At 47.9% G+C, this 25,177-nt stretch carries 22 protein-coding genes and 1 tRNA gene; 7 read left to right on the top strand and 16 right to left on the bottom strand.

Annotation, left to right across the window (positions count from 1 at the left end; all coding sequences use genetic code 11):
- Positions 1-140: 140 nt before the first annotated feature.
- Together ACZ5FK_RS04170 and ACZ5FK_RS04175 are read right to left on the bottom strand one after the other, a co-directional pair.
- Positions 141-1,229, bottom strand: a complete 1,089-nt coding sequence (locus ACZ5FK_RS04170; protein WP_464806653.1) for a M42 family metallopeptidase — start codon at positions 1,227-1,229, stop codon at positions 141-143.
- A gap of 88 nt (positions 1,230-1,317) precedes the next feature.
- A complete protein-coding gene (locus ACZ5FK_RS04175) occupies positions 1,318-2,304 on the bottom strand; it encodes a diaminopimelate dehydrogenase (protein WP_464806654.1) in 987 nt (328 codons plus the stop codon).
- A gap of 166 nt (positions 2,305-2,470) precedes the next feature.
- On the opposite strand from ACZ5FK_RS04175, the gene ACZ5FK_RS04180 reads away from it, so the two are divergent.
- On the top strand, positions 2,471-3,622 hold the full coding sequence (locus ACZ5FK_RS04180; protein ID WP_464806655.1) for an MFS transporter: 1,152 nt from the start codon (positions 2,471-2,473) through the stop codon (positions 3,620-3,622).
- A gap of 54 nt (positions 3,623-3,676) precedes the next feature.
- On the opposite strand, the gene recQ is transcribed toward ACZ5FK_RS04180, so the two are convergent.
- The 4 genes from recQ to pssA form a co-directional block, all read right to left on the bottom strand.
- On the bottom strand, positions 3,677-5,452 hold the full coding sequence (recQ, locus tag ACZ5FK_RS04185) for a DNA helicase RecQ (RefSeq protein ID WP_464806656.1): 1,776 nt from the start codon (positions 5,450-5,452) through the stop codon (positions 3,677-3,679).
- 66 nt (positions 5,453-5,518) lie between these two features.
- Positions 5,519-5,932, bottom strand: a complete 414-nt coding sequence (locus ACZ5FK_RS04190) for a hemerythrin domain-containing protein (protein ID WP_464806657.1) — start codon at positions 5,930-5,932, stop codon at positions 5,519-5,521.
- Between the two features lie 152 nt (positions 5,933-6,084).
- Positions 6,085-6,175 (bottom strand) — tRNA-Ser (locus ACZ5FK_RS04195).
- Positions 6,176-6,311: 136 nt separating this feature from the next.
- Positions 6,312-6,845 (bottom strand): CDP-diacylglycerol--serine O-phosphatidyltransferase, encoded by a 534-nt coding sequence (pssA, locus tag ACZ5FK_RS04200; RefSeq protein WP_464806658.1) that lies wholly within the window; start codon positions 6,843-6,845, stop codon positions 6,312-6,314.
- Between the two features lie 53 nt (positions 6,846-6,898).
- Between pssA and asd the strand changes: the two genes are divergently transcribed.
- Together asd and ACZ5FK_RS04210 are read left to right on the top strand one after the other, a co-directional pair.
- Positions 6,899-7,681: an archaetidylserine decarboxylase gene (asd, locus tag ACZ5FK_RS04205; RefSeq protein WP_464806659.1), complete on the top strand. Its 783-nt coding sequence runs from the start codon at positions 6,899-6,901 to the stop codon at positions 7,679-7,681.
- 39 nt (positions 7,682-7,720) lie between these two features.
- Positions 7,721-8,212 (top strand): DedA family protein, encoded by a 492-nt coding sequence (locus ACZ5FK_RS04210; RefSeq protein ID WP_464806660.1) that lies wholly within the window; start codon positions 7,721-7,723, stop codon positions 8,210-8,212.
- A 149-nt stretch (positions 8,213-8,361) separates the two neighbouring features.
- On the opposite strand, the gene ACZ5FK_RS04215 is transcribed toward ACZ5FK_RS04210, so the two are convergent.
- The 4 genes from ACZ5FK_RS04215 to ACZ5FK_RS04230 form a co-directional block, all read right to left on the bottom strand.
- On the bottom strand, positions 8,362-8,862 hold the full coding sequence (locus ACZ5FK_RS04215) for a hypothetical protein (RefSeq protein WP_464806661.1): 501 nt from the start codon (positions 8,860-8,862) through the stop codon (positions 8,362-8,364).
- Between the two features lie 176 nt (positions 8,863-9,038).
- Positions 9,039-9,536, bottom strand: coding sequence for a hypothetical protein (locus ACZ5FK_RS04220; RefSeq protein ID WP_464806662.1), 498 nt, complete (start codon positions 9,534-9,536; stop codon positions 9,039-9,041).
- Positions 9,537-9,611: 75 nt separating this feature from the next.
- Positions 9,612-11,354, bottom strand: coding sequence for an ABC transporter ATP-binding protein (locus ACZ5FK_RS04225; RefSeq protein WP_464806663.1), 1,743 nt, complete (start codon positions 11,352-11,354; stop codon positions 9,612-9,614).
- Positions 11,355-11,383: 29 nt separating this feature from the next.
- Positions 11,384-13,138 carry an ABC transporter ATP-binding protein gene (locus ACZ5FK_RS04230; RefSeq protein ID WP_464806664.1) on the bottom strand — a complete coding sequence of 585 codons (1,755 nt, stop codon included), beginning with the start codon at positions 13,136-13,138 and terminating at the stop codon, positions 11,384-11,386.
- 321 nt (positions 13,139-13,459) lie between these two features.
- Here ACZ5FK_RS04230 and ACZ5FK_RS04235 point away from each other — a divergent pair, with 321 nt between their 5' ends.
- Entirely contained in the window at positions 13,460-14,947 is a 1,488-nt protein-coding gene (locus ACZ5FK_RS04235; protein ID WP_464806665.1) for a catalase, read from the top strand.
- 115 nt (positions 14,948-15,062) lie between these two features.
- On the opposite strand, the gene ACZ5FK_RS04240 is transcribed toward ACZ5FK_RS04235, so the two are convergent.
- Positions 15,063-15,584, bottom strand: a complete 522-nt coding sequence (locus tag ACZ5FK_RS04240; protein ID WP_464806666.1) for a GNAT family N-acetyltransferase — start codon at positions 15,582-15,584, stop codon at positions 15,063-15,065.
- A gap of 123 nt (positions 15,585-15,707) precedes the next feature.
- Here ACZ5FK_RS04240 and ACZ5FK_RS04245 point away from each other — a divergent pair, with 123 nt between their 5' ends.
- Positions 15,708-16,049: a DUF5658 family protein gene (locus ACZ5FK_RS04245; RefSeq protein ID WP_464806667.1), complete on the top strand. Its 342-nt coding sequence runs from the start codon at positions 15,708-15,710 to the stop codon at positions 16,047-16,049.
- Positions 16,050-16,108: 59 nt separating this feature from the next.
- Here ACZ5FK_RS04245 and ACZ5FK_RS04250 read toward each other — a convergent pair whose 3' ends face one another.
- From ACZ5FK_RS04250 to trhO, 3 genes are all read right to left on the bottom strand, one after another.
- Entirely contained in the window at positions 16,109-16,927 is an 819-nt protein-coding gene (locus ACZ5FK_RS04250) for a DUF368 domain-containing protein (protein ID WP_464806668.1), read from the bottom strand.
- A 142-nt stretch (positions 16,928-17,069) separates the two neighbouring features.
- A complete protein-coding gene (locus tag ACZ5FK_RS04255) occupies positions 17,070-18,518 on the bottom strand; it encodes a VWA domain-containing protein (protein ID WP_464806669.1) in 1,449 nt (482 codons plus the stop codon).
- Positions 18,519-18,697: 179 nt separating this feature from the next.
- Complete coding sequence (gene trhO / locus ACZ5FK_RS04260) at positions 18,698-19,675, bottom strand: oxygen-dependent tRNA uridine(34) hydroxylase TrhO (RefSeq protein WP_464806670.1); 978 nt, start codon at positions 19,673-19,675, stop codon at positions 18,698-18,700.
- Positions 19,676-20,059: 384 nt separating this feature from the next.
- Here trhO and ACZ5FK_RS04265 point away from each other — a divergent pair, with 384 nt between their 5' ends.
- Complete coding sequence (locus tag ACZ5FK_RS04265; protein ID WP_464806671.1) at positions 20,060-21,550, top strand: polysaccharide deacetylase family protein; 1,491 nt, start codon at positions 20,060-20,062, stop codon at positions 21,548-21,550.
- Positions 21,551-21,611: 61 nt separating this feature from the next.
- On the opposite strand, the gene ACZ5FK_RS04270 is transcribed toward ACZ5FK_RS04265, so the two are convergent.
- Positions 21,612-22,595, bottom strand: a complete 984-nt coding sequence (locus ACZ5FK_RS04270; protein WP_464806672.1) for an NAD(P)/FAD-dependent oxidoreductase — start codon at positions 22,593-22,595, stop codon at positions 21,612-21,614.
- A gap of 366 nt (positions 22,596-22,961) precedes the next feature.
- Between ACZ5FK_RS04270 and ACZ5FK_RS04275 the strand changes: the two genes are divergently transcribed.
- Positions 22,962-24,650 carry a methyl-accepting chemotaxis protein gene (locus ACZ5FK_RS04275; protein WP_464806673.1) on the top strand — a complete coding sequence of 563 codons (1,689 nt, stop codon included), beginning with the start codon at positions 22,962-22,964 and terminating at the stop codon, positions 24,648-24,650.
- A gap of 74 nt (positions 24,651-24,724) precedes the next feature.
- Here ACZ5FK_RS04275 and ACZ5FK_RS04280 read toward each other — a convergent pair whose 3' ends face one another.
- On the bottom strand, positions 24,725-25,027 hold the full coding sequence (locus ACZ5FK_RS04280) for a DUF6509 family protein (RefSeq protein WP_464806674.1): 303 nt from the start codon (positions 25,025-25,027) through the stop codon (positions 24,725-24,727).
- Positions 25,028-25,177: the final 150 nt, after the last annotated feature.

Here is a 25,177-nt window from a genome sequence, read left to right on the forward strand (position 1 = left end):
TAAATATTTTTTATATCCATATATTGACCGGACCCGTTGGAAGGCCGTTTACCGTTGCAACTACCCATCTACCCTCATTAGCAGCCGGTTAATCAAAAAAAAAGGGATTGCACTAGAGTCAGTGCAATCCCTTCCTCAAATTATTCAAATGTGATGCGGTTCACAGTGTCGCGGTCAAGCTTCTTGATGACTTCGACGATGAGTTTTACAGCATTTTCATAATCATCCCGGTGCAGCATCGCCGCGTGGCTATGGATATAGCGGGTTGCGATACAGATGGCGAGAGATGGAACGCCGTTGTTGCTCAGGTGGATGGAACCTGCATCCGTGCCGCCGCCAGGAATCGCCTCGAATTGGTACGGGATGCCATTCTCTTCAGCTGTATCGACGACAAGGTCCCGGAGGCCTTTATGCGAAACCATCGAAGCATCGAACAACAGGATTTGCGGGCCATCGCCCATTTTCCCCATCGCTTCTTTCGATGTAACGCCTGGCGTATCACCGGCAACCCCTACATCGACCGCAAAGCCGATATCGGGTTTGACTGTCGCAGCAGCCGTCTTCGCGCCGCGAAGTCCGACCTCTTCCTGAACAGCGCCCACACCGAATACGACGTTCGGGTGGTTTTCGTCTTTCAACTTCTTCATGACGTCTATAGCGATCGCACAGCCGATTCGGTTATCCCATGCTTTCGCAAGCAGATACTTGTCGTTATTCATCACAGTGAATTCAAAATGCGGAACGACCATATCTCCTGGGAGGATGCCCCATTCCATCACTTCTTCTTTAGTTTCCGCACCGACATCGATGAACATGTCTTTAATGTCGACCGGCTTCTTGCGAGCTTCTGCAGTGAGGATATGCGGCGGCTTTGAACCGATGACGCCTGTCACAGTGTCCCCTTTGCGTGTCACGATCGTAACGCGCTGCGCGAGCATCACTTGGGACCACCATCCGCCGACCGTCTGGAAGGAGATGAACCCTTTGTCGTCAATTTTTGTCACCATGAAGCCCACTTCATCCAAGTGGCCTGTCACCATGATGCGAGGGCCGTCTTCCTTGCCCGTTTTCTTCGCGATCAAAGAACCGAGGCCATCGTATTCAATTTCATCCGCATACGGCTCGATATACTTTTTCATCACTTCGCGCGGTTCCCGCTCGTTGCCGGGAATTCCCTTTGCGTCTGTGAGATCTTTCAGCATAGTTACTGTTTCATCTAATTTCGCCAATTATTTCGACCCCCAAAATAAATTTACAGAACTAGTATAATCCAAACTCGCCTTTTTTCATAACGATTCGCAAACCTTTTACAAATTTTCATAAAAGCTCTTTGCGAAGTTCAGCGGCGCTCTTTTGCGATAGAAGACCCGGAGCGATATCAAAGACCGTCTTGGCGCCTGATTCCCCTTTTTCATGCAAGCGGTATGCCGCGCGTGCATACGCAACAAGCACACTCGACGTGAATTCCGGATTGCTGTCCAGCGACAGCGAAAATTCCATCACGTGACCATTCTGTTCAGCTGTCTTTCCGCTGCGGATGACAAACCCGCCATGAGGCATTGCGGAGTGGTTCCTTGTAAGCTCTTCTTCGGTTATGAAGTTGACAGTGGTGTCGTAGTCAGAAAAATAATCAGGCATTGCGATGATGTCCTGCTCGATCTTTTTCGCATCGGCCCCCTCTTCAAGGACAACGAAACATTCCCGGGTATGTTTTTCACGGGTGCTGAGTTCAGGCTGTTCGCCGCTGCGGACACGATCGACTGCGGTATCCACCGGAATCGTATATTGGACTGCCCCTTTGACCCCTTCAATTCGGCGCAGCGCATCGGAATGTCCTTGGCTTAGTCCTTTTCCCCAGAATGTATACGTCTCACCCGCAGGCAGGATGGCTTCGCCCATAAGCCTGTTGACGGAGAAGAGGCCTGGGTCCCAGCCGGCCGAAATGATTGCGACTTTCCCCGCCTTTTTCGCAGTTTCATCTACTGCCGCAAAATGCTCGGGGATTTTCGCGTGCGTATCAAAACTGTCAATCGTATTGAAAAGTGAAGACAGCTGAGGCGTTTGCTCCGGCAAGTCATTCTTGGAGCCGCCGCACAGGATCATGACGTCAATTTCATCTGTGAACGATGAGGCTTCAGCGAGCGCGCGGACCGGTACGGTTTGATCAAGCAGCTCGACCGACCGGGGATCCCTTCTTGTGAATACACTGATCAGCTCCATATCATCATTCAAAGAGATGGCAGCCTCCACGCCTCTTCCCAAATTCCCGTAGCCGGCAATTCCGACTCTAATTCTCTTTTCCATAATTGACACCATCCTCTAGCAATTCATTTACTTCTTACATTGTAGCGCGTGAATACATGATGAGACAACATGCATATTCTAATTCCGCAGGAACAATTCATTCCCCGAACTATCGAAAAGATGGTAGAGTAGTACTAATGATATCTAGTCAAAGTGAGGCTTTCACATGCGATTTTTTGTTTACTTGATTGTCTTCTTCTCCTTTTTCGATCTGTTTTCACAGCTACCGATCATGAGCCCGTTCGCCTCCATGCTCGGCGCAAGCTCTTTTGTCACCGGACTCGTGGTCGGCATGTATTCCCTTTCCAATACAATCGGCAACGTCATCTCCGGTTTCGTGACAGATAAGCGGGGGCCGTTCCTTGTTCTATTGACGGGCCTTTTTGCTTCAGGCATTGCGCTGCTTCTTTACATGATTGCAGATGGGCCCTACATATTACTCGGCGTCCGTTTTATCCACGGTTTCATGGAAGGGCTGATTGTGCCTGCCGCGTTCACATTCCTTGCAAACCGTGCGGAAAAGTCAAAGCGCGGACGCAGCGTCGCTGTGTCTGGTGCGTTTGTCGGGATGGCCGCAATCATAGGGCCTGCCTACAGCGGTATCGTTGCTGCGAAAACCGGCGCGCCGTTCATCATGGCGGTGAACGGGGTCATTATGTTCATACTGGCAGCAGCTGCATTTTTCCTGCTTCGTTCTTTCACGTATCAGAAGAAGGAAAAAGCGGATGCCGTCCAGTTCCGCGTCCGGCAGCTATTTCAGAACCCTGGCATGGTGCGGGCATTTGCAGGCGCCTTTTTCCTAATGTTCTCCCAAGGAGTGCTTGCACTGATCCTGCCTCTGAAAGTGGAGGCGCTCGGCTATGACACGAAAATGAGCGGTATTTTGCTGAGCACATTCGGCATTGTAGCGATCCTCATTTTCCTGCTTCCCATTAACCGGATTTTTGACAGGGCGGCGCCGATGGTCACGCTCGCTTTCGGTATGCTGATGATGGCGGTCAGCCTTTTGTTCCTCAGCCAGGTGGAGGAACTCAGCCTGCTGTTTGCTGCCATGGCTTGTTACGGGGTCGGCTTTTCATTCCTGTTTCCGTCAATCAATTCGCTGCTCATCGATTCGTCGGAACCCGAATACCGCGGGAAGGCATACGGCTATTTCTATGCATTCTTCTCAATTGGCGTAGTCGCGGGCTCAAGTGTCATCGGGTACTTGGATCTGTCATTCAAAGGAGGATTCATGGTAACAGGGTTCATCTTGCTGGCAGTCTCCATTTACACCATTTTCGGCATGAGAGCAAGGCGTGTCACGAAACCAATATGAGAAGGCAAAAAGACAGAGGTTCCTTGAGACCTCTGTCTTTTCGTTTATAACAATTTATCCGACTGTTTCCGCTCGAAATGATTTGATCGCTTCGATGAATGCGTCGCCGTAGCGTTCAAGCTTCGCAGCACCCACGCCGTTGACTTCAAGAAACTCTTCTTCTGTTTTCGGCATTTTGGCGGCCATGTCGCGCAGCGTCTTGTCCGAGAAAACGACAAACGGAGGGACGCCTGCTTCCTGTGCCAGTTCCAGGCGTAAGGAACGCAGCCTATTGAACAGCGGATCTTCCGCCGCGATCTGTTTTGTCACCACGACGGCAGCCTTTCTGTAGACAGTCACCTTTCCGGTCAGGACATCCTTTCCGCGCTCTGTGACATAGATGATCGGAAATTGCCCATTTTCGACGCCGAGATAATTTTCGGAGATGATGAATTCGATGAAATCGGAGATGTCTTTTGTGTTCCGGTCTTTCAGCAATCCATATGTGGACAGTTTGTCAAAACCGAATTCCAGCACTTTTTTGTTTTTCGAGCCTGTCAGCACCTGCGCAATGAGCGTCTTGCCAAACCTTTGTCCCATCCGGATCACGCATGACAGCACTTTTTGCACATCCACAGTCACATCATTCTTCTCCCGCGTATCCGTACAGTTCGCGCATCTTCCGCAATCGGACGCTTCTGTTTCGCCAAAGTAGGAAATGATGAATTTCTGCAGACAAGATTCCGTATGGCAATAATCGATCATCGACTGGAGCTTCTCGAGTTCTGCCGGCATCCGTCCCGCATCTTGCGACTGATCGATCAGGAACCGCTGGGTAATGACATCCTGCGAGGAGAAAAGCAATGTACATTCGCTATCGAGACCGTCACGGCCGGCACGACCCGCTTCCTGATAGTAGCTCTCCATGTTCTTCGGCATCTGATAGTGAATCACATACCTGATATTGCTTTTATCGATCCCCATCCCGAAAGCGTTCGTCGCGACCATCACTGTCGCTTCGTCCATCAGGAACCGTTCTTGCCCAGTCTGCCGCTCCACATCCGATAGGCCAGCATGATATTTCTCAGCCTTGATTCCCGATCGGTTCAGCATCAGGTGCAGCTGATCGACCGCTTTCCGCGTCGCCGCATAGATGATGCCTGCCTCTTCCTTGTTTTTCATCACATAGTCTTTGACGAATCGGTCGCGGTCCTGCCCCTTTATCACCGAGAAGGTCAGGTTGCTTCTTTCAAATCCTGTCATAACCGTGTTCTCTTCATCAATGTCGAGCTGGCTGCAAATATCATCACGTACAGCAGGCGTCGCCGTCGCGGTCAGCGCTAGTACGACCGGCCGTTTCTGAAATAACGGAATGACCCGGTTGATCATCCGGTAGCTCGGCCGAAAATCGTGGCCCCACTGAGAGATACAGTGTGCTTCATCAATCGCAATCATGGAAATATCCATTTTGGCCACCTGCTCGGTAAATGAAGGGGAATCAAACCGCTCAGGAGCAATATAGAGCAGCCGGTATTTCCCTTCCAGCGCATTGTCCATGATCCCGAAATACTCTTCAGATGACAAAGTGCTGTTGATGTATGCAGCTGGAATTCCAAGCTGGTACAGAGCGTCAACTTGGTCTTTCATCAACGAGATCAGCGGGGATATGACAAGGACGGTGCCTTCCGAGACGAGAGCCGGCACCTGATAGCAGATCGATTTCCCGCCTCCTGTCGGCATGACGCAAAGCGTATCATTCCCGGCAAGCACATTCCGGATCACCTGCTCCTGACCTGTCCGGAAACCGGGATAGCCAAAGTACGTATTCAGGGCTTGCAGCGCCTCATCCAATGTCCACACCCCCTTCTACACATGGAAAAAGCACCCGCCAAGGCGCTTTACGTCCGTAATTCCCTATCATTCCAACAGCATCCGTTCTTCATCCCGGCTATGGATTTCATTGACGACAAGCAACGCATAGAACTTCTGGAGAACAGATGGACTGAGTCCCTCTTTCTCACGAAGATCCTCGATATCTGCAACAATGATCCGAAGCAGGTCGTGGTCCCGTGTCAATTGGATGACCGCATCCCGGAGCTCCGGATTCTCCTGTTCGACTTCCCGGTAGAACCCCTGCTCCTCTGCGTCTGCATGGCTGATGACGCGCGTCTTCCAGTAATCGACTAACGCATCTGCCGCCCGGTCCGCTAGATCCCGGTCCCCTTTCTCCAGGAATCCGATCAGCTGGTCCGTCTTCTCGACAGCTCCTGATAGTCCGCCATCATGGATGGCTCGGTGCGCTTGCAATTGTTTTAATGCAGGTCCTGACATTCCCACCACTCCTTGTCCTCGTTCTTCTACCTACTAGAATACCAGAAGAAAGGGAATCGATAAACTGAAAGGGACCGGCATTGTGGTATATAAAAAGACAGCGCCTGAAGAAGCGGACTTCTTTTGGCACTGTCGTTTAAATATTCTATGTATGGCGGAGATGAGAGGATTTGAACCCCCGCGGCGCGTGAACGCCCTAACTGATTTCGAGTCAGTCCCCTTCAGCCTCTTGGGTACATCTCCGTAATGGAACAATAAACAGTATACACAAAATCGGAAAGCTTGTAAACAGGGAAACAGATTTTTTTATGGCCTGATCCTTCCTTCCATACCATAGAAAAGACACGCAGCAACTTGCTGCGCGCCTTCCACTTTCCAATTACACTTTTGCAATCCGGATGTTGCTCACCATCAGCACACCGAGGATCCCCATCAGAAAGACGAAGAACGCAGGACCGACATACGGGCTGAGGAAATAGCTCAACGTAAGGATTACACCTGCCGCAGTGATCGGCACTCCGACAAATGCTCCATCAAATTCCTTCACATTATAACGCGCAAGACGCACTGCACCTGTTATAATGAAGAAGATCGTCGCTGCCATTCCGACCCACAGCATTGCGGAAAGGTCGGTATGATAGATCAGCAGCGCAGGAGCCACACCGAATGAGATCAAATCGCTCAAAGAATCGAGCTCCTTGCCGAAAAGGGATTCCGCGTGGAAGTGGCGCGCCACCATCCCGTCAAACCGGTCGAACAGCGCTGCCAGGAAAATGAAGACAAGGCTCATATGGCTGAGGTCTTTTGTTATAAGAATGATAGCGATGACACCAAGGCTAAGGTTCATCAATGTAATGGCATTAGCAAGTTGGGCTTTGATTTTAGTATAATCAAGGTATCTTGATAAAAACATTTTTGTTCCTCCTACTATTCAATTTTTATTTCATACGCATAGGAGACGATCCAATGAAACGGACTCTATTTAAATATTTCGTGGAACTGACAGGCCATCCTGTCTCTTCCTCACTGCTCAAATTTATATCCGGCTCGAAAGTAAGCAAACCGCTGATACGTCCGTTTGCGTCAGCATATCGTATTAATGAGGGGGAAGCAGAATACCCCTTGGAAACATACGAAAGCCTGCAAGCCTACTTCACACGGAACTTGAAAGAGGGCATCCGCCCCGTCGATTCATCTCCGAATGCGCTCGTCTCTCCTGTGGACGGCTGCCTGAGCGCATGCGGCAGAATCCAAGATGATCAATCATTTTTAATCAAAGATCATCTTTATAGTATAAACGACATTCTCGGCGATGAAAAGGTGGCATCGGCCTATAAAAGCGGTTTCTACTATATTTTTTATTTATCACCGAGCCATTATCACCATTTCCACTATCCGATCGACGGAACTCTTATAACAAGGTATGCGCTTGGCGGCGTATCATTTCCTGTCAATGACCTGGGACAGCGTCTTGGCGACAGGCCGTTTGCGACGAACCAGCGGCTAATTTCGGAAATGGACACGGATCACGGAAAGATTGCCATCGTCAAAGTCGGTGCGCTGAACGTCAATAGCATCCAAATCCGTGATTCCTCTAAGGAATGCAAGAAAGGCGAGGAGTTCGGTTTCTTTTCTTTCGGCTCTACCGTCATCCTGTTTGTCGAGGGACACAAAGGATTCCATCCCTCTTTACAGCCAGGCACCGAAGTGCGCGTAGGAGAAGCTGTCGGCCATTGGAACATTTCTTGACGTCACATCTTTAGAATATACAATAAATGGGGAACGTGTATGTTGCAATTTCAAGAATTCTTTTTTCACTACGGCTACTATGCTGTGTTTCTCTTTCTCGCACTCGGCATTTTCGGCTTGCCGGTGCCTGATGAAGTGGTGGTCGCTTTTGTCGGTCATCTGTCGTCCATCGGGTTGTTCAATTACCTTCTTGCCATGGGAATTACGATTGTCGGTGTGATGTCGGGAACCGTATTCACATACACGATTGGGCGGAAAGTAGGCCAGCCACTGCTTCATAAGTACGGCAAATGGGTCAGCCTTTCGCCCAAACGGCTCAGGAAAGTCGATCACTGGTTTGAAAAATACGGTCCTTGGGCAGTGACGCTGGGCTACTTTGTACCCGGCATGCGCCATTTGATTTGCTACTTGTCCGGCTCCAGCGGTATGGACATGAAACGATATCTGCTATTCGCCTCAATCGGCACCACTGTTTCTTCGATCATCTGCTTGACGATCGGCTACTTGTTCAGATTGCCGTTCTGGCAATGACAAAGCCGCCTCGGAAGAGTGTCGACTCTTCTGAGGCGGCTTTTATACGTGCACTTTCACATCAATGGATCGCAAGTCCGCCCGCCTCTGCTTGAAGCAGCGCTTTGAGCTCATTGTAATTGGTCCGGCTCAGCGGAATTTGCGTTTGATCACCCTCCAGTTCTACCGTAGCCAAGCGGCAGCTCGAACAAAGATGCCGGAAACAGAGCGGCAGATCTCGAAACAAGCACAATGGCTATAAAGATATTGGTCAAGCTGATAAACAAGTCAATGGAGATTTGCGCTCCGATGTCCATCGATATTCCGTTATGGACAAGCATTACATCGAAGAGATTATATCCCACAAGGGAGACGATCAATAAATCGTAAAACATCGCAAGAAGCATGGCAATCGATGACTGCCTGTACGAGATTCGAAGCAGGAGTGGCAGAAAAGGAAACACCAGCAGGTATCCAAGCGCTGCAGGAATACCTGGATTCAGGAATTGCTGCATAGCAGAAACCGATAACCCAGCAGCAGCCGAGATGAAAAAAAACCATTTCAACCGTCTGGCCGGTGATGCACCTGCTAATGTCAAGCCGATCAGGATGCCCGTACAAAGCTGCACAGTAATTTTCAGCCCGCTTAAAAGAAATAAGAAATTATCCATAAGCCAATCCACCTACCTGCCCTAGCGCTTCCCGTCAAAAACACAATCGTATTCTGCTGTTACTATATATTAAATTATACAGAAAAGAAAGTCCGGATTCAATGTTATGTAACTCTATCAGTTTAATAGGTTTTTTGCTCAAAAGAAAACGGAGCGTCTCCGCCCCGTTTTTCTGATTAATTCAATTCATCCAATGCTTCCATCACTTTGTCGAAATCAGGGTGTCCCTCACCTAGGAAGAACAAATAGTTATCCCCTACCACTTTGACTGGCAAAGGAGCGCGTTCACCTTCGTATTCCATTACCCATTCGCCATTTTTATGAGCATCATCTAGAAATTCACTATCAGGCTCCACTTCGAACATTTGAAGAGGAAGCATGTCTTCTCCATTGATTTCTACACGGCGATCTTCCACAACATCAAGCAAAAGCTGTTCTTCCTGATCTGGTCCTAGGTCTTTCATTTCAAAACCTTTTTCATTCTTTTGGAACATCTCATTGTCAAGGGTGATATCCGAGGATTCAGCACCTGCGTCCGTATCTGTTGAATTACCTTCTGTCTTATCCGTTCCGTTTCCAGTGTTATTGTCTCCTGCCTTCTCATTGTCATCTCCGCAAGCTGCGAGCGCAGTGCTGAGAACAAGAACCATTAACAACATCATCCATTTTTTCATTTTCGTTACCTCCTGAAATTTTTATATTGAGAAACTGGATGCCCCTAAAATCGGGCATCCAATAACTGCCCTGGATCAAATGTGAGACAAATTATTATCTTTGTCTGATTGGATGGTCACAAGAATGTTATACAACTCATTCGTTTCGTAAAGTTCCTTATGTGTACCGACCCCATTGACGGATCCTTGGTCGATGACGACAATCTGATCTGACTCGCGTATGAAATTCATGTCGTGCGAGATGATGACTGTCGTTCTGCCTTCCATCAAAATTTTCAACGACTTTTCGATCCGATCTTCAGATTCGGCATCCAGACTGGAAGTTGCTTCGTCGAGAAGTAAGATCGGTGCATCCTGTATAAATGCACGGGCAATAGCAATCCGCTGTCTTTGGCCGCCCGACAATTTAGTACCGAACTCCCCGACTTCCGTCTCAAAACCTTCCGGGAATTCTTCAATGAATGTAAGTGCATCTGCCAGCTGTGCAGCATTGCGCAATTCTTCAATCGTCACTTCCCGATCAAGCCCATAAGTGATATTATCCCGAATTGAACCGGATAGCAACGGGCTTGATTGAGAAACGGAAGCGATGGAACGTCTCCAATCATCCAAATGGATATTTTTCGTATCCAGATTACCAATTTTCATACTGCCTGCATCCGGCTCGTAGAAACGTTCTATCAATTTAAACGTAGTCGATTTACCGCATCCGCTTGGCCCTACAAGGGCAGTCGTTTTACCTGCTGGTATCGTGAAATTCAGGTGCGTAAGAACCGGCTCTTCGCCATAGCCAAATGATACATTCTCAAAGGAGATATCATGGTACGCCTCATCTTTGATCGGCTGTTCCCGTTCAAGTTTCTCACTTTCCGAGTCCAGAATGTCGGCAATCTTATCCGAAGCTCCTTTAGAAGCCTTCAGGTTTTGCCAGAACAGACCGTATTGAAGCACGTGAGTATGAATGAACTGGACATACAGATAGAAAGATATGACCTGGCTGACCTTTAACTCTCCGATTGATTGCAAGTAACTTCCGTACACCAGAACAATTCCAATTACAATCGCTCTCGTACTTTGCATCAAAGGTTCGGCATACAGGTCGACAACCGCCCTCTTTCTTTCAGCCTTATATTGCTCGACCAATACGGCCCGGCCATTTTCCATTTCCTCTTCTTCTTTAGTAAAAGACTTTAACATCTTAATACGGGGCAAGCGCTCAGCGAAGAAAGCCGTTATTCCTGAAAATTGCGCCTGAACGCCCGCTTGTGTCTTTTGTGTAAAGTGTCCGACTATCGCCGAGACGATCAAGATATATGGAACGACCGGCAATAATGCAAATGTCAGCTTTGGATTCATGCTGTACATGATCAGATATGAGCCGACTAATGATATGGTCGACGTCAATACCGTCTTCAGCCATTGCAGGACATTATCAATGAAACGCGGGTCTTCCGTTACACGGCTGATCAATTGCTGGGAAGGCTGCCGTGAATAATCCTTCATTTTCATATTAATGATTTTCGTCCAGACAGTCCTTTGCACATTACGCTTTGTGACTGCTGGAGTTATTGAGAAGAACAATGTTGCAATCGCAATGACAATGGTGGATGAAATACTCAGAAGGATATAATTCCGGACGACAGTGTCGTCGAAAATGTTACCTTCAAAAAGCGATCCTACGTATTTCGGCATCGCCAAGGAAATAGCGGTTGAACCAATTGTGAATAATGTCCCAAGGATGTATAAAGTCCAGGGCAGCTTTGATTTGAAAATCAGCCCAAAAAACTCTTTCCAACCCCTCTTTTTTGTCTGTTCCATATAATTGCCCCCTTTTGCGGTCGCAAGTATCAGCCTGCGTTCGGCCCGGTGTGAAGTCTCACCAGATTGCGGTACAACTCGTTCGACTTCATCAATTGTTCATGTGTGCCGGTACCATCAATCGTTCCACCGCAGAGCACGACAATCTGATCGGCGTGTTTGACATTTGACAGATCATGAGAGATGACAACAGTCGTCCTGCCCTTCATCAATGTATCCATAGCATCCTGTACAACCCGTTCTGACTGGCTGTCAAGGCTTGCTGTCGCCTCATCAAGCAGCAAGATATCCGAATCCCGCAGGATAGCCCGTGCAATCGCGATTCTCTGGCGCTGGCCGCCAGATAAGTTTGATCCACTTTCGCCGACATACATATCAAAGCCGGCCTTGAATTTCTTAATGAAGTCTAAAGCGTTCGCTTTTTCAGCTGCTTGCGCCAGCTCCAGATCAGATACTTCCCGGTCTACGCCGTATAAAATGTTCTCACGGATCGTGCCGGTAATCATCGGGCTGTCCTGCGCAACAATCGCAAACAGGTTCCGCCAATCTTTTAGATGGTATTCGGAGATTGGCGTACCGCCTACCGAAATCACACCATCTGATGGATTGTAAAATTGCTGGAGCAACGAGAAGATCGTCGACTTTCCGCTGCCGCTCGGTCCGACAAGCGCTGTCATTTTTCCTTTAGGAATTGTGAAATTGACATGTCCCAAAACAGGCTTATCATCATAGCTGAAAGCAACTTCCTTGAAAACGATATCATCTTCCAGCTTGCTGATGCCTTTTTCACGATCATACTTCTCCAATTCACCTTCCATGAGCAACGCAATCCGGTCGGTAGCTCCTTGGCTTTTCTTCAGTTCCATATACATCATGAGGTACGAAGTGAGCATGCCCCACAGCATTCCGATATACATGAAGAACGCAACCCATTCCTGAATGGTGATATAACCGGCTTTAACGAGATAACCACCATATACGATCATCATGATATCCGCCGCCAAGTTCAAAAGGGATCCGATCGGATTTTCTACCCACATGACTAAGTGCCTGCGCAAGTTCGCCTTGAAGTAGTAGGTCAGGTTTTGCTGACCCAGCTCGTCTTCTTTCTTTTCAGTGACGAAAGTTTTGATCAGCGGCACACTCACTAGACGTTCTGAGAGGAACTGAGTTAAGGTGGACAGTCTATTATAGGTCTCTTTATATGTACGATAACTCCATTTACCGTAGTAATAGTTGAACAGCAAGTAAAGTGGAACGTAGAATACTACAACAGGCACCGCGAGACGCCAATTATAGCTGAATATGACTGCTACGATACCAACCGTACCGTAAATCAGCGCAAGCATGGATGGCAGTTGTGATCCAAGCACCATACTGATTGTCGCCGCATCTGTCGTGATCCGGCTGATCATCGTATTCGGCTTCATACTGTCAAAGAAACGAAGCGGCGAGCGAACTAGCCGTTCCCATACCAATGACCTGTAACGGACATCGATTTTAATGATGAGTAGCTTATTGAAGAAACGCAAAATACCCGAAAAGAGCACATCGGCTGTGATAATAATGAGCAAACCGGTTATGATTTCAGGTTTTAGCACACCAGTAGCTACTTTTGAAGCGAAATCCGGGAATAGTAAAGAAAGTGTTGTGGATATCAAATAGAGTACGGTAACGAAGATCATCCATCCCCATGGCAGCTTCGCTTTGAACATCAGCCGAAGATACGCTTTCCAAATCCCTTTCTCGGCTCGTTTGTCTTTTTTTCTAATAATTGAAGCCATTAATTTCCCCCCACTCGTTTAAGCAACAGTTCAATATTTCTGAAAAAACACGAATAACTTATATTGAATTTATCGAAAAGCGCTTTCACCCGCAAGACGATATGCTGATTGCGTCCATTTCGATGACGATTCGGTCCCTTGTTCTTTTTTCGTGCAGGTTCCTCTTTGTCATCCAAAGAAAATCCTTGTCGAATAATGATGATTTCTTGATAAAGATTACTTTTCGATAATGATTCTAAACAAATATCTAGTAAAATGCTTTCTTGTTTGCTATAGTGTAGTGGAACATAACGTTTCATCTACCAAAGGAGGGCTTTGACAATGACAATCAATGATAATCGTTCTCAAAAATTAACGACAGCGGCTGGTGCTCCTGTTGTGGACAATCAGAATTCCATGACTGCGGGCCCCCGCGGCCCGGTTCTTCTGCAAGATGTCTGGCTGATTGAGAAACTTGCTCATTTTGACCGGGAAGTGATTCCGGAACGCCGCATGCACGCAAAAGGATCTGGCGCTTATGGAACATTCACTGTCACAAATGACATTACAAAGTATACGAAAGCAAAACTCTTCTCCGAAGTCGGTAAGAAGACAGAGATGTTTGCACGTTTTTCCACGGTTGCCGGCGAGCGCGGAGCGGCAGACGCCGAGCGTGATATCCGCGGGTTCGCCTTGAAGTTCTATACAGAGCAGGGCAACTGGGATCTGGTGGGCAATAATACGCCCGTCTTCTTCTTCCGAGATCCCATGCAGTTCCCGGATCTGAACCATGCCGTCAAACGTGATCCGCGCACGAATATGCGCAGCGCGACAAACAACTGGGATTTCTGGACGTCCCTTCCCGAAGCGCTCCACCAGGTCACCATTGTCATGAGCGATCGCGGGATTCCGAAGACATACCGTCATATGCACGGTTTCGGAAGCCATACGTACAGCATGATCAATGCCGACAATGAACGCGTGTGGGTAAAATTCCATTTCCGTTCGCAGCAGGGAATCGAGAATTTGACGGACGAAGAAGCAGTGCAATTGATCGGAACGGATCGCGAGACGCACCAGCGCGATCTTCTTGACAGCATTGACAACGGGGATTTCCCGAAATGGAAGATGTATATCCAAGTGATGACTGAAGAGCAGGCGCAAAATATGCCGTACAACCCGTTCGATTTGACGAAAGTGTGGTACAAAGACGAATTCCCATTGATTGAAGTGGGCGAATTCGAGCTGAACCGCAACCCGGACAACTATTTTGCAGAAGTGGAACAAGCAGCATTTACACCTGCAAATGTTGTACCAGGCATCGGCTTCTCACCAGATAAGATGCTGCAGGCCCGTCTCTTCTCCTATGGAGATGCACAGCGCTACCGTCTTGGCGTGAATCACCACCAAATTCCCGTGAATGCTCCGAAGTGCCCGTTCCACAGCTTCCACCGGGACGGTGCGATGCGTGTCGATGGAAACCACGGCAGCCGGACATCCTACGAGCCGAACAGCTTCGGCGAGTGGACAGAGCAGCCTGATTTCAAAGAGCCGCCGCTTACAATCTATGGCGATGCCGCTCACTGGGATTTCCGCGAAGATGACAGCGACTACTTCACACAACCCGGGAAACTCTTCAATTTAATGAGTGATGAGGAGAAGGAAAGGCTCTTTGGCAACACGGCGCGCAATATGGGGGATGCGCCAATCGAGATCAAGAAGCGCCATATCTGCCATTGTTTCCAAGCGGATCCTGCATATGGGGAAGGCGTCGCAAAAGCGATGAACATCTCTATGGATGACGTACTAGAAGAACAGCCCGTCGGGTAATATATATTAAAAGCAGCAGCCGCTCATTTCGAGTGGCTGCTGCTTGTTTTGCATACGTACCGTGTAGCGTCAAAAAAGAGGCTGAACACGCATAACATAATAACAATCTCAGTTGTCAGGAAGTGCTGATCCAATATCTCTTGAGTACTGTTCCATCCTCTTCTGTAAAATCGACATCTCGCATGCCGCCCGCACGTACTATCATCCTTTCCGAGACAGTATTTCCTGCCTCGCAAACAACAAGCGCACGATCGATCCGCAACTTTCCAAGTTCCTCCAGAGACCTTTTCACCATCATCGAACCATACCCCTTCCCTCTCTCGCCAGGTCTGATCCCAAGGCTGATATGGCCTTCCGACTTGTACAGCTCTTCCGTCAATCCATGGCGCAGGATGACTGCGCCAACGATAACCGTCTCCTCTTCCATGAGCCAATAGGTTGAATACGGCAGCCATCCTTCCGGCAGACCGATCCCCATTTCCGCATCTGAACAACGTTTCACCAAGTGTTCAAAATCATTATCATCCCGCCTAATGAAGGATGGTGTATAGATTTCGCCGCCTCTCTTCCATTCCTCGTGAAATGATTTATATGCTTGTTCATATTTCAAAGCAGGTTTTCTCATTTGCAGTGCCATGTTGATCCCCCCATTCATCCAGAAACTTTTTTCATGCGATAGATGAATAAATAATGTGATTTCTCCACATTCTAACTATCCGAGGCGTATGTGTAAAGTGAATCATGCAGGGAGTGTGAGTTGATGGAAACAGCCAAAACATTGCCCCATACAAGAAACAGATTGTGGCACGCCAGTTTTCTTCTATTATGTTTAAGCTTGATTGACGCGATCTTTACGGACCTAGGCTTGCGCCAGGGATTTATTTATGAATTGAATCCAATTATGCGATATCTGTATGAAGCTAACGTTTTCGGATTCTATTTCATTAAGTTTTCATTGCCCGTTATTCTCTTGATTTTAGTGACAAAGATGCCCCACCGGACCCTTCTGCATATCCTGCTGACTTCTGCCCTGCTTATATATGTAGTTGTCGTCGTGTACCATATCACCTGGATTGTGCTTCTGGCTCTCCAGCTTGCATGAATCAAACTAAAAAGGCGCCGTTTCAAGTAATATGAAACGTGCGCCTTTCTCATTCCCATTCACTTGCCTGCAGGTTCAGAAATGCTGAACATATTTGCGACGATCAGCCCTGTGATCAGCGCGACGATACTCATGACAAACGGGGTACCGCTTTCCGGGACGCCAGGATAAATGACAAATACCGACCCGAGGATCAGGCCAATGATAATGGCGAACATCACATGCGTGAAATGATGCAGCAAATACGAAATTGCTTTACTGCTCACAATGAACCCGACTGCCACGCCAGCACCGATGACCGCTATTAATGGGAGGTTCAATGTCGACAGCGCATTGATGGCCGTCGGATAGACGCCCAGCAACAGCAGGATGAAAGAGCCGCTGATTCCCGGCAAGAGCATCGCCATGCTGCCTGCCCACCCGGCAAAAAAGAGGCCGAGTGCGTTCGAAGCATTGAGAGACGTAATGACGGCTGAGTCTGCCGGTTTAATGAATGCTGTCATTGCGAGCAAGGCCCCGACAATGAGAAGCAGCAGATAATGTCCAGCTTTGAAATTCCTGCGTACACCTGCCTGCTTGGATATGAACGGCAGGATGCCGATGATGAGGCCAAGGAAAAAGAATTGTGTCGGCTGTTCGTAGTTTTTCAGTAAATAGGCGATCACCTTGCTGAAGAAGACTAGTGTCAAGCCGATGCCAATCGCAAGCGGCAGCAGGAAGCCGATATGCTTTTTCCAATTCCGGCTGAAGAAGCCGCTGATCGAATCCAGCAGCCGGTCATAGATGCCAAGTATGAAGGCGATTGTACCCCCGCTCACGCCTGGTATCAAATCGCTGATCCCCATTAAGAGGCCGCGGTATATATTTTTCCATTCCATCCGTTCTAAATCCTCCAATGCTGAATTTCACTCTTTGTAGTATACCATCTGAAAGCGGGAAGAAGGTATATTTTGTTGTTGTCCGTTTTCAGCAAGTGGAAAACGCCAAGCTCACTCTACGTCGTGCTTGGCGTCCTTACAACTATTTACCTTTCTTCAGATTGCGCATCCGCTCGATATAATCGTCGATTTTCGAATCAATGCGCTGAATCTCATCATCGATCATTCGCCTCTTCTCTTCTTTCAGGCCATCCACCATTCCCTTGTATGCGGATCGGTGTTCTTCAATGATCGCCAAAAGCTTTTCTTTCGTCTCCGTATCGATCATTTTTTCCCGCTCCAGCAGATTCGCTGCCCCTTCCAGCCGGTCGCTTTCGATGCGGACCGTGCTATTTGCTGAATCATGCATCCGGCGTACTTCATCGAGCGCCATAGTTTTCGGCCATGCATCCGCCTTCGTATACATCAGCCCTACCAGATCAAGTTCGGATGGAATCCACATCTTCGATATACCTGTCGACATCTCATCCAGTGTATCCGCTGCCAGATACGTTCCGTTCCCCGCTTCCGCCACTGCTTTCAACTGGCTTTCCGCGGTGGAATCCACCTGGAAGCCAATCACGTTCACATGCCGGTCTGCAGACAGTTCCGCAAACTTCTTTGCTTCTTCGACAGGGTCTCCGTCACATGTTTCGGCTCCATCACTGACAATGTACAACGTGATGTCGTCATCTGTCCCTTCATGATCTTCATGGGCTTTCCGGATGGCTCCAGCAAGAGGTGTCCAGCCGGCCGCTTTCACATCGTTCACGGCTTTGTCGAAGTCCTTTTCCACATATTTATTCAGCGGATACACTTCATCGATCGTCGTGCAGGACAGCTCTTTATCGGATTTGTTCTGGGTGCCTGCATGGCCATACACATACAGCGAGACATCACTTTCACTGCCTATCGTCTGTGCGAATCCTTTCACTGCATTCTTCGCCGTTTCCATTTTCAGCCTGCCGTCCGCCATGAGCAGCATACTGGAACTCGCATCCAGCAGAATGACCGCATTTTTCGGTGTTTCAGACGGCTTCCCGTCTTCCGTAATTTCATATGGTTCCGGCAAAATCGGCTCCTTGAAATTCGGCGTATATTCAAGCAGCGGTTTGACCGACTCCTCATATCTCGCTCCTGCAAGGAAATGAAGCAGAGCGCCATATAGCTCCTCAGGATCCGAAGTCTCTGCGGTGATCGGCTCCATCTGCTCTAAAAATTGGCTGCGTATGTCAGAATGTACTTCCTTGCCGATCCACATGGACGTTTCACGTTCAAGCGAGAATTCCTCCGTCAGTTCTCCCGGCGGAAACTCCGCTAGTTCCTCCGCTGAATTTGCTCGCTCCCTAGCAGGTAAAGAGAGGGTTTCAACAGCCGCCTCCTCTTTGCCGGCCTCCTCCTTCTCCAGCGAATTTGCCGATGCAGCATCCGTTTCTTTCGTTTCCTGTTCAGCTGCAGGATTCGTCTCCTCCGCTTCGCCCTTTCCGTCATTTGAACAGCCTGCTGCCGCCAGGCAAGTGGCGAAGAGAAGCATTGCCATCCTCATTTTCATGCCAGTCCCCTCCTGTTTGATCGTCATAAGTTGTATACGAGGCAACACAGAAAGAGTTTCTGATCCACCAAAATATGACCCGAATCTACAAGTGTATTCCCAGTTAACTAGGATGTATTAGTGAGCAAAGTCCTCAAAAAAAGCACCGATGCCATTTGCATCGATGCTTTCTCACTCACTTATACAGTTGCCGAAGATTGCTCGCGGTGTTTCTCAATCATTTCAAGTCTTGCATTGAATTCCTCACGGGAGAGGTTATGCTCGACCATGTACCGGTTTCTAGGATGCGTGCGGCATTCATCTGAGCAGCTTCTCATATATAGCTCTTCATTTTCCTCGGAGCAAAGGATTTTCGCATTGCATTCAGGGTTCGCACAGTTGACGTACCGTTCACAAGGCGTGCCGTCGAAATGGTCTTTTCCGACAACGACATGCTCTACATGGTTGATCGGGACAGAGATCCTTTCATCGAATACATAGCACTGGCCATCCCATAGCTGACCCTTCACGACAGGGTCTTTCCCGTAAGAGACAATGCCGCCATGCAAGTGCGCAACATCGTCGAAACCTTCACGTTTCAGCCAGCCTGTGAATTTCTCGCAGCGGATTCCGCCTGTACAATACGCGAGAATCTTCTTGCCTTCGAACATCTCACGGTTCTCTTCGATCCATTCCGGAAGTTCGCGGAATGTCTCGATATCCGGACGGATGGCACCGCGGAAATGGCCGAGATCATATTCATAATCATTCCGTGCATCAAGGACAATTGTATTTTCATCTTGCATTTGCTTATAAAATTCTTCAGGGTTCAAGTATTCTCCGGTCAATTCATTTGGATTGATATCATCCGCAAGGCTAAGATTTACAATTTCCTCACGGTGGCGTACGTGCATCTTCTTGAATGCATGTCCATCCGCCTCGTCGATCTTGAACCAAAGGTCATGGAACCGCTCATCGGCATGCATTTTCGCCATGTACGCATCCGTCTGTTCGACAGTACCCGAACAAGTGCCATTGATGCCTTCCGCGCCGACCAAAATACGGCCTTTCAATCCGAGTTCTTTGCAGAATGCCAAATGTTCTGCGGCAAATGTCTCGGGATCTTCAATTTCCACGTACTTGTAAAACAATAATACTCGGTAATTTCCTTTTTCCATCACGTGTAACCACCTTCTGTTTATTCTCTTTGCAATAGGGATAACAGCCGGTTCGGTTTAACAATATTCGATTGTAAACACATAACAGCTAACCTGCATTTGCAAGATCCAGGCCGTCAAACAGTATAGCACATTTGACGCATTTTTAAAAGAGGCTTATGCTGGATTCCGCTCTCAAAATTCCCTGTAATATTCTTTCGCTCGCTCCTATCTTTTTCACTCTATGAGGTTCGTATGCGGTATAATGAATAACAGTTGATTGGTGAATTTACTAGATAAAACTACTTTCATGCAAAAAATAGTTTGAATACATATCACCATTTCGAAACTATTCGACACGCTTGCCCGTCTACCTATTAGAATAAAGAAAAGGAGAATGAAAGTATGAGAAAACATCGGCGGAAAATGCGGATGCGCTGGATCGATTTCGCATTTTCAATCGCCATCATTTCATTGACAATCGCCGCAATATACATAATTGCTTCCACCGGGCCGGCGCATGAAACGGCTGAAGCCCCGCAAAGCGTACATAAGACTGCCGCCGCAAAGGTCAAGTCGACCAATTCCTCCTATAAAGGGATTAAGATCGTTACCGAGACATCGAACGAGGCGGAGATGCCATACGCCATCCAATACCCGCAAAGCGAGCATGCGGAATTCAATAAGGAAGTGGAAACTTATATTAGCGGTCAACGTAATAAGTTCCTAAACTCGATGGCAATTCTTAAAGACAAAAAGCCCGATGGCACTGGTGAACTGAATATCTCCTTTGAGACGATGAAACAACATTCCGGACAATATTCTTTCGTCATTGTCACAAGCAGCAACTTCAGTGACAGCACCTTTACATTTACAATCCGCTCGTTCCATTTGGACCCTGTGACCGGCGCGATGCCGTCCATTGCAGATGTATTCGGACGGAATCCTCAACATTTGAAAACAGTATCTACTCTAGTGGAAGAAGCACTGCGGGCGGATCAGTCGATTTCCGGTAAGTTGTCAGAGGATAAGATGAATATACACCTCTCCCCTGTATGGAAAAATTTCAGTGACTATGCCATTACCGATGAGGAGATGATCTTTTACCTTCATCCTTCTATCGTAATGGATGCCAAAAATGGACCGGCTATTATTTCACTGCCACTCCAATCGCTAGAAAGTCTGCTGGAAAGCGCTTATCGCCCCCTTATAGAACAACAGAAGACTGGAGAGACGGGCGGCGAGAACGAGTCGGCGGATGAGATTGTTGAAAAGGAAAAACCAACGCACGAAAACAAACAGACAAATGAAGAGTCTGCTGAAGAGACGGATACTAATGAGGATACCACCAAGAAGGTCGCGTTGACATTTGATGACGGCCCGGACCCGAAAGTGACGCCGCAAATCCTCGCGACATTAGAGAAGCATAATGCGAAAGCTACATTCTTCATGCTCGGCAGCCGGGTAGAATACTATCCAGACATAGCTAAGTCCGTAAAAGAAGCGGGCCATGAACTCGGGAACCATACATGGAATCACGCCAGCTTGCCTAAATTGAAAAGCGACCGGATCCTCAGGGAAATCAAAAATACATCTGCGATCATTGAACAAGTCACAGGCGGAAAAGCGACTGTATTCCGTCCGCCGTACGGTGCAGTCAATGAGCGGGTGCGAAGCTTGTCTGACTTGCCGGTCATCCTTTGGAACGTTGACACACAAGACTGGAAAAACCACGATCCATCTCAGATTCTCTCCAAAGTGAAAGAACATACAAGAGACGGAAGCATCATTCTCCTGCATGATATCCATCAGGCGACCGCGGATGGACTCGATGATGTGCTCTCTTATTTGGAGAGTCAAGGCTATACATTCGTGACAGTTTCAGAGCTTGATTGATGAGAAAAAGACATAGAAAAAAGCGACGGGAAACCAACTTGTTTTCCGTCGCTTTTTCTGTTTAGCTGAATACACTTGTACTATGAAGCGGCTGCAAGCGCGCTTTCGGGTCGATATGTGCTTTTGCATGATTGACGGCAATCGGAGCTTCGCCGAGGCCAACAGCAATCAGCTTCACTTTACCATCATAATTCGTGATGTCCCCTGCCGCATAAATCCCTTCAATATTTGTCTCCATCCGGGAATTCACCAGCACGGAATTGCGGTCCATCTCAAGACCCCACTCCTTGATCGGTCCGAGTGAAGAGATGTTGCCATAGTTGACAATGACATGATCGATTTCCACGATCTCTTCTGTGCCGTCTTTCTGCGCAATGACCACATCACGGACAATGCCCTCTTCCCCGTTGATCGACTTAACCGAGCGGGATGTGAGCACATTCACTTTTGAATCCATCAATTGATTGACACTCGTCTCATGCGCTGTAAACCGTTCCCGGCGATGGACAAGCGAGACTTCTCCAGCTATATCCTCGAGCATCAGCGCCCAGTCCACCGCAGAGTCGCCGCCTCCGCATACTAAGACTTTCTGATCTTTGAACATCGACAGATCTTTAATGCCATAGTGCAGCGTCTTCTCCTCAAAATCGGCCTCTTCCGCCAAGCCGATTTTACGCGGCTGGAATGCACCAATGCCGGCTGTCAGCAAGATCGTGCGAGTCAAATGAACTCCTTTGTCCGTCGTAAGGACGAAATGGTCGCCGTCACGCTCCAAGGAGACCGCCGTTTCGCCAAGATGGATTTCAGGGTTCGAATAGTGAGCCTGTGTCACAAGATTGGCCACCAAGTCTTTCGCCAGAATTTTCGGGAATCCACCGACATCATAAATATATTTATCCGGATACAGTTCAATCAACTGTCCGCCGAGCTGCGGCAGACTATCGATGATTTTCACTGACATTTCACGCATACCTGCATAGAACGATGCGAAAAGACCAGTCGGCCCTCCGCCAATAATCGTAATATCGACAACTTCATTGGTCATCTATGAACACTCCATTTTCGTTAGTCTATTCAGAGGCCGGATAGAAGTGCCATCCGTCTCTTTCCTACTCTACACATTATCTATCATTTTTCAATAAAATACACATAATCCGCCTTCATATTCATTGGTTTTTTCCCCTTTTAACGCTTTACTTAACATCACCGAAAAAGGAAGTAAGCCAATCAAAACTTGCGTAATTTCCTTCTGACTGCTACAAGCGGGTCAATTCTAATGGTAATTCAGATGTCCTCACCCAACCGGATATTTTTTTTAATTTTACCTATAGTATTATTTCCCCAAATACGTATAATAGTATTTAAGTACTTTTAGATATGAGAAAAGTCGCAACACTGGGGGAGAATGCATATGAGATTTTCTGTATCAAAAAAGATTTGGGCCGGTTTTTCAATCCTTTTACTGCTCATGTTATTGCTGGGAACAGCAGCTTACCTATCCACTGTAAAAATGAACACCGAATTCAACCGGATGCTTGACGATCGAATGCATAAGGTGAATCTGGCGGATGAACTGATCATTGCCCAAAAAGACCGATACAATGCAATCAGCGGATACGTCATGTTCAAAACGAGCGATTTCGTAGCCATGCGGGATGATTCAACTGCTCAAGCCGAACAGCTAATCAGCGAAATGCAGAAAGCCTTTCAAAAGGATAAAGATAATGGGCTTGTCGAAGAAATTATCGCCATGCATGAGGAATTCAGCGGAATGGTGGAATCGATCAGCTATATGCTTATGCGGAGCAACGATGCACAAAACCGGGTAGCACTCCGCGAAGCAAGCGGTTTGAACAGCTTGATGATGGATAAAGCGAATGAGCTGAAACAGCGGCAGCTCCTTGAGATGAAGAATGCACGCGAGGAACTCGCGCAAATGACTTCAGTCATCAAAATCATCATCTTCTCTTTGATTGCAGCAGCCATCATTCTATCCATCATCGTTACATATTTGATCAACCGGAAAATCGGCATGCCGGTAAAAGCGATGACAATGACATTGCAAAAAATCGCAGCAGGGGACCTGGCCGTGAGGGAAGTGAAGGTCACAAGCAATGATGAAATCGGTGATATGGCAGAAGCGCTTAATAAGATGAATATCGACTTGAGGCAGCTGCTCGAGCAGATCCGTCTTTCATCCCAGCAGCTGGCTGCCCAGGCTGAACAATTATCCGCAAGTGCTGAAGAAAGCCTCGCATCGAGTGAAATGGTCGCGGCCGCATCTGAAAAGAATATGAGAGAAAGCGAACAGCAGACACATCTCGTCAACGAATCAGCCGATTCAGTCGGGGCTTTATCCCATGACGTGGATGAGATTTCGGCCAATAATGATAAGATGCTCACTTCCATGCGGTCGGTCATTTCCTATGTGGAAGCCGGTTCTGATACGATGAGCGAAATGTCGGGGCAGATGGGGCAAATCCATAACACGATCCAGGAAGCAGCGGAGATGATCCGCACGATGGCAAAGCAATCTGTTGAAATCCAGAATGTGACATCACTGATCACCGCCATCTCCGATCAGACAAACTTGCTTGCACTGAATGCAGCAATAGAAGCGGCACGTGCGGGTGAACACGGGAAAGGTTTTGCCGTAGTAGCGGAGGAAGTCCGAAAGCTGGCGGAGCAGTCTAAGACTTCTGCCATCGATATTGAAAAGATGATCGGTTCCATCCAGCTGGCAACCAAAAAGGCTGTAGTCGCAATAGAAGAAGGCAGTGCCAGCGTGGAGAGCGGCCAAGCGAAAGCAACCGACTCCAATCAAATTTTCAAGCAGATAGAGAACGCTGTGCATGAGGTAGGCGGTAATGTCAATAGCGTCTCTGCAGCACTCGAGCAAATCCGGACGATGACAAAATCTATCAACGGATCATCGGAACAGTTGCGTTCCCTAGCTGAATCGGCCGCCTCCACTGCCCAAGAGACGGGGGCCGCGACGGAAGAACAGCTTGCAGTGAACGAGGAAATATCCTCAAGTTCACAAGTGCTTGCCAATCTAGCGGAAAACTTGCAAAAAGAAGTCAGCCGGTTCACATTTTAATCTGATATGAAAAAGCGTACAGGTATAGGGCGGAACGGCCATCTCCTGTACGCTTTCTTTTGATATAAGCAGCATTACTCCTGGTCTTCCGCCTCGCCGGCATGTGACGTGCAAAACATCAAGACTTCCGCTTCTTCATCCTCTTCCAGTTCAAAATCGAGCACTTTGCCTGTCGCCCGGTCAAAGAAGTGATAGGATGCAATCCTGCCCGGTTCCGGACGATCGACGGAATAGAGCACCCGAAGTCCGGTCCCTTTTTCATCATATAGTTCATCCTCTTCATCCATCATGACGTACAGGTGGAACTCATATCTCTCCCCGCTCAGAATCCCTGTTGGATCCACCAGTTTTTCGACTGTATATTCCGTTATGTTCATACTGTAACCGCCTCACCTATCGTATAGTATTCACCTTCCCCTATCGTACACGAAACAGCCGTAAATTGCAGAACGCAGAAATACGCAGCCGGTGACATTTTTCTTTTGCAATTTCATTGAAGTTGGTGAACAATAAGAAAGGAGTATAAC

It is taken from the genome of Sporosarcina sp. GTC18466, assembly GCF_055389225.1.

Excerpts from the sequence above, each read along its gene's own strand:
- ACZ5FK_RS04175 (WP_464806654.1), bottom strand. The coding sequence starts at position 2,304 with ATGGAAAAGAGAATTAGAGTCGGAATTGCCGGCTACGGGAATTTGGGA.
- ACZ5FK_RS04180 (WP_464806655.1), top strand. The coding sequence starts at position 2,471 with ATGCGATTTTTTGTTTACTTGATTGTCTTCTTCTCCTTTTTCGATCTG.
- ACZ5FK_RS04190 (WP_464806657.1), bottom strand. The coding sequence starts at position 5,932 with ATGTCAGGACCTGCATTAAAACAATTGCAAGCGCACCGAGCCATCCAT.
- pssA (WP_464806658.1), bottom strand. The coding sequence starts at position 6,845 with ATGTTTTTATCAAGATACCTTGATTATACTAAAATCAAAGCCCAACTT.
- asd (WP_464806659.1), top strand. The coding sequence starts at position 6,899 with ATGAAACGGACTCTATTTAAATATTTCGTGGAACTGACAGGCCATCCT.
- ACZ5FK_RS04210 (WP_464806660.1), top strand. The coding sequence starts at position 7,721 with ATGTTGCAATTTCAAGAATTCTTTTTTCACTACGGCTACTATGCTGTG.
- ACZ5FK_RS04215 (WP_464806661.1), bottom strand. The coding sequence starts at position 8,862 with ATGGATAATTTCTTATTTCTTTTAAGCGGGCTGAAAATTACTGTGCAG.
- ACZ5FK_RS04220 (WP_464806662.1), bottom strand. The coding sequence starts at position 9,536 with ATGAAAAAATGGATGATGTTGTTAATGGTTCTTGTTCTCAGCACTGCG.
- ACZ5FK_RS04225 (WP_464806663.1), bottom strand. The coding sequence starts at position 11,354 with ATGGAACAGACAAAAAAGAGGGGTTGGAAAGAGTTTTTTGGGCTGATT.
- ACZ5FK_RS04230 (WP_464806664.1), bottom strand. The coding sequence starts at position 13,138 with ATGGCTTCAATTATTAGAAAAAAAGACAAACGAGCCGAGAAAGGGATT.
- ACZ5FK_RS04235 (WP_464806665.1), top strand. The coding sequence starts at position 13,460 with ATGACAATCAATGATAATCGTTCTCAAAAATTAACGACAGCGGCTGGT.
- ACZ5FK_RS04240 (WP_464806666.1), bottom strand. The coding sequence starts at position 15,584 with ATGGCACTGCAAATGAGAAAACCTGCTTTGAAATATGAACAAGCATAT.
- ACZ5FK_RS04245 (WP_464806667.1), top strand. The coding sequence starts at position 15,708 with ATGGAAACAGCCAAAACATTGCCCCATACAAGAAACAGATTGTGGCAC.
- ACZ5FK_RS04250 (WP_464806668.1), bottom strand. The coding sequence starts at position 16,927 with ATGGAATGGAAAAATATATACCGCGGCCTCTTAATGGGGATCAGCGAT.
- ACZ5FK_RS04255 (WP_464806669.1), bottom strand. The coding sequence starts at position 18,518 with ATGAAAATGAGGATGGCAATGCTTCTCTTCGCCACTTGCCTGGCGGCA.
- trhO (WP_464806670.1), bottom strand. The coding sequence starts at position 19,675 with ATGGAAAAAGGAAATTACCGAGTATTATTGTTTTACAAGTACGTGGAA.
- ACZ5FK_RS04265 (WP_464806671.1), top strand. The coding sequence starts at position 20,060 with ATGAGAAAACATCGGCGGAAAATGCGGATGCGCTGGATCGATTTCGCA.
- ACZ5FK_RS04270 (WP_464806672.1), bottom strand. The coding sequence starts at position 22,595 with ATGACCAATGAAGTTGTCGATATTACGATTATTGGCGGAGGGCCGACT.
- ACZ5FK_RS04275 (WP_464806673.1), top strand. The coding sequence starts at position 22,962 with ATGAGATTTTCTGTATCAAAAAAGATTTGGGCCGGTTTTTCAATCCTT.
- ACZ5FK_RS04280 (WP_464806674.1), bottom strand. The coding sequence starts at position 25,027 with ATGAACATAACGGAATATACAGTCGAAAAACTGGTGGATCCAACAGGG.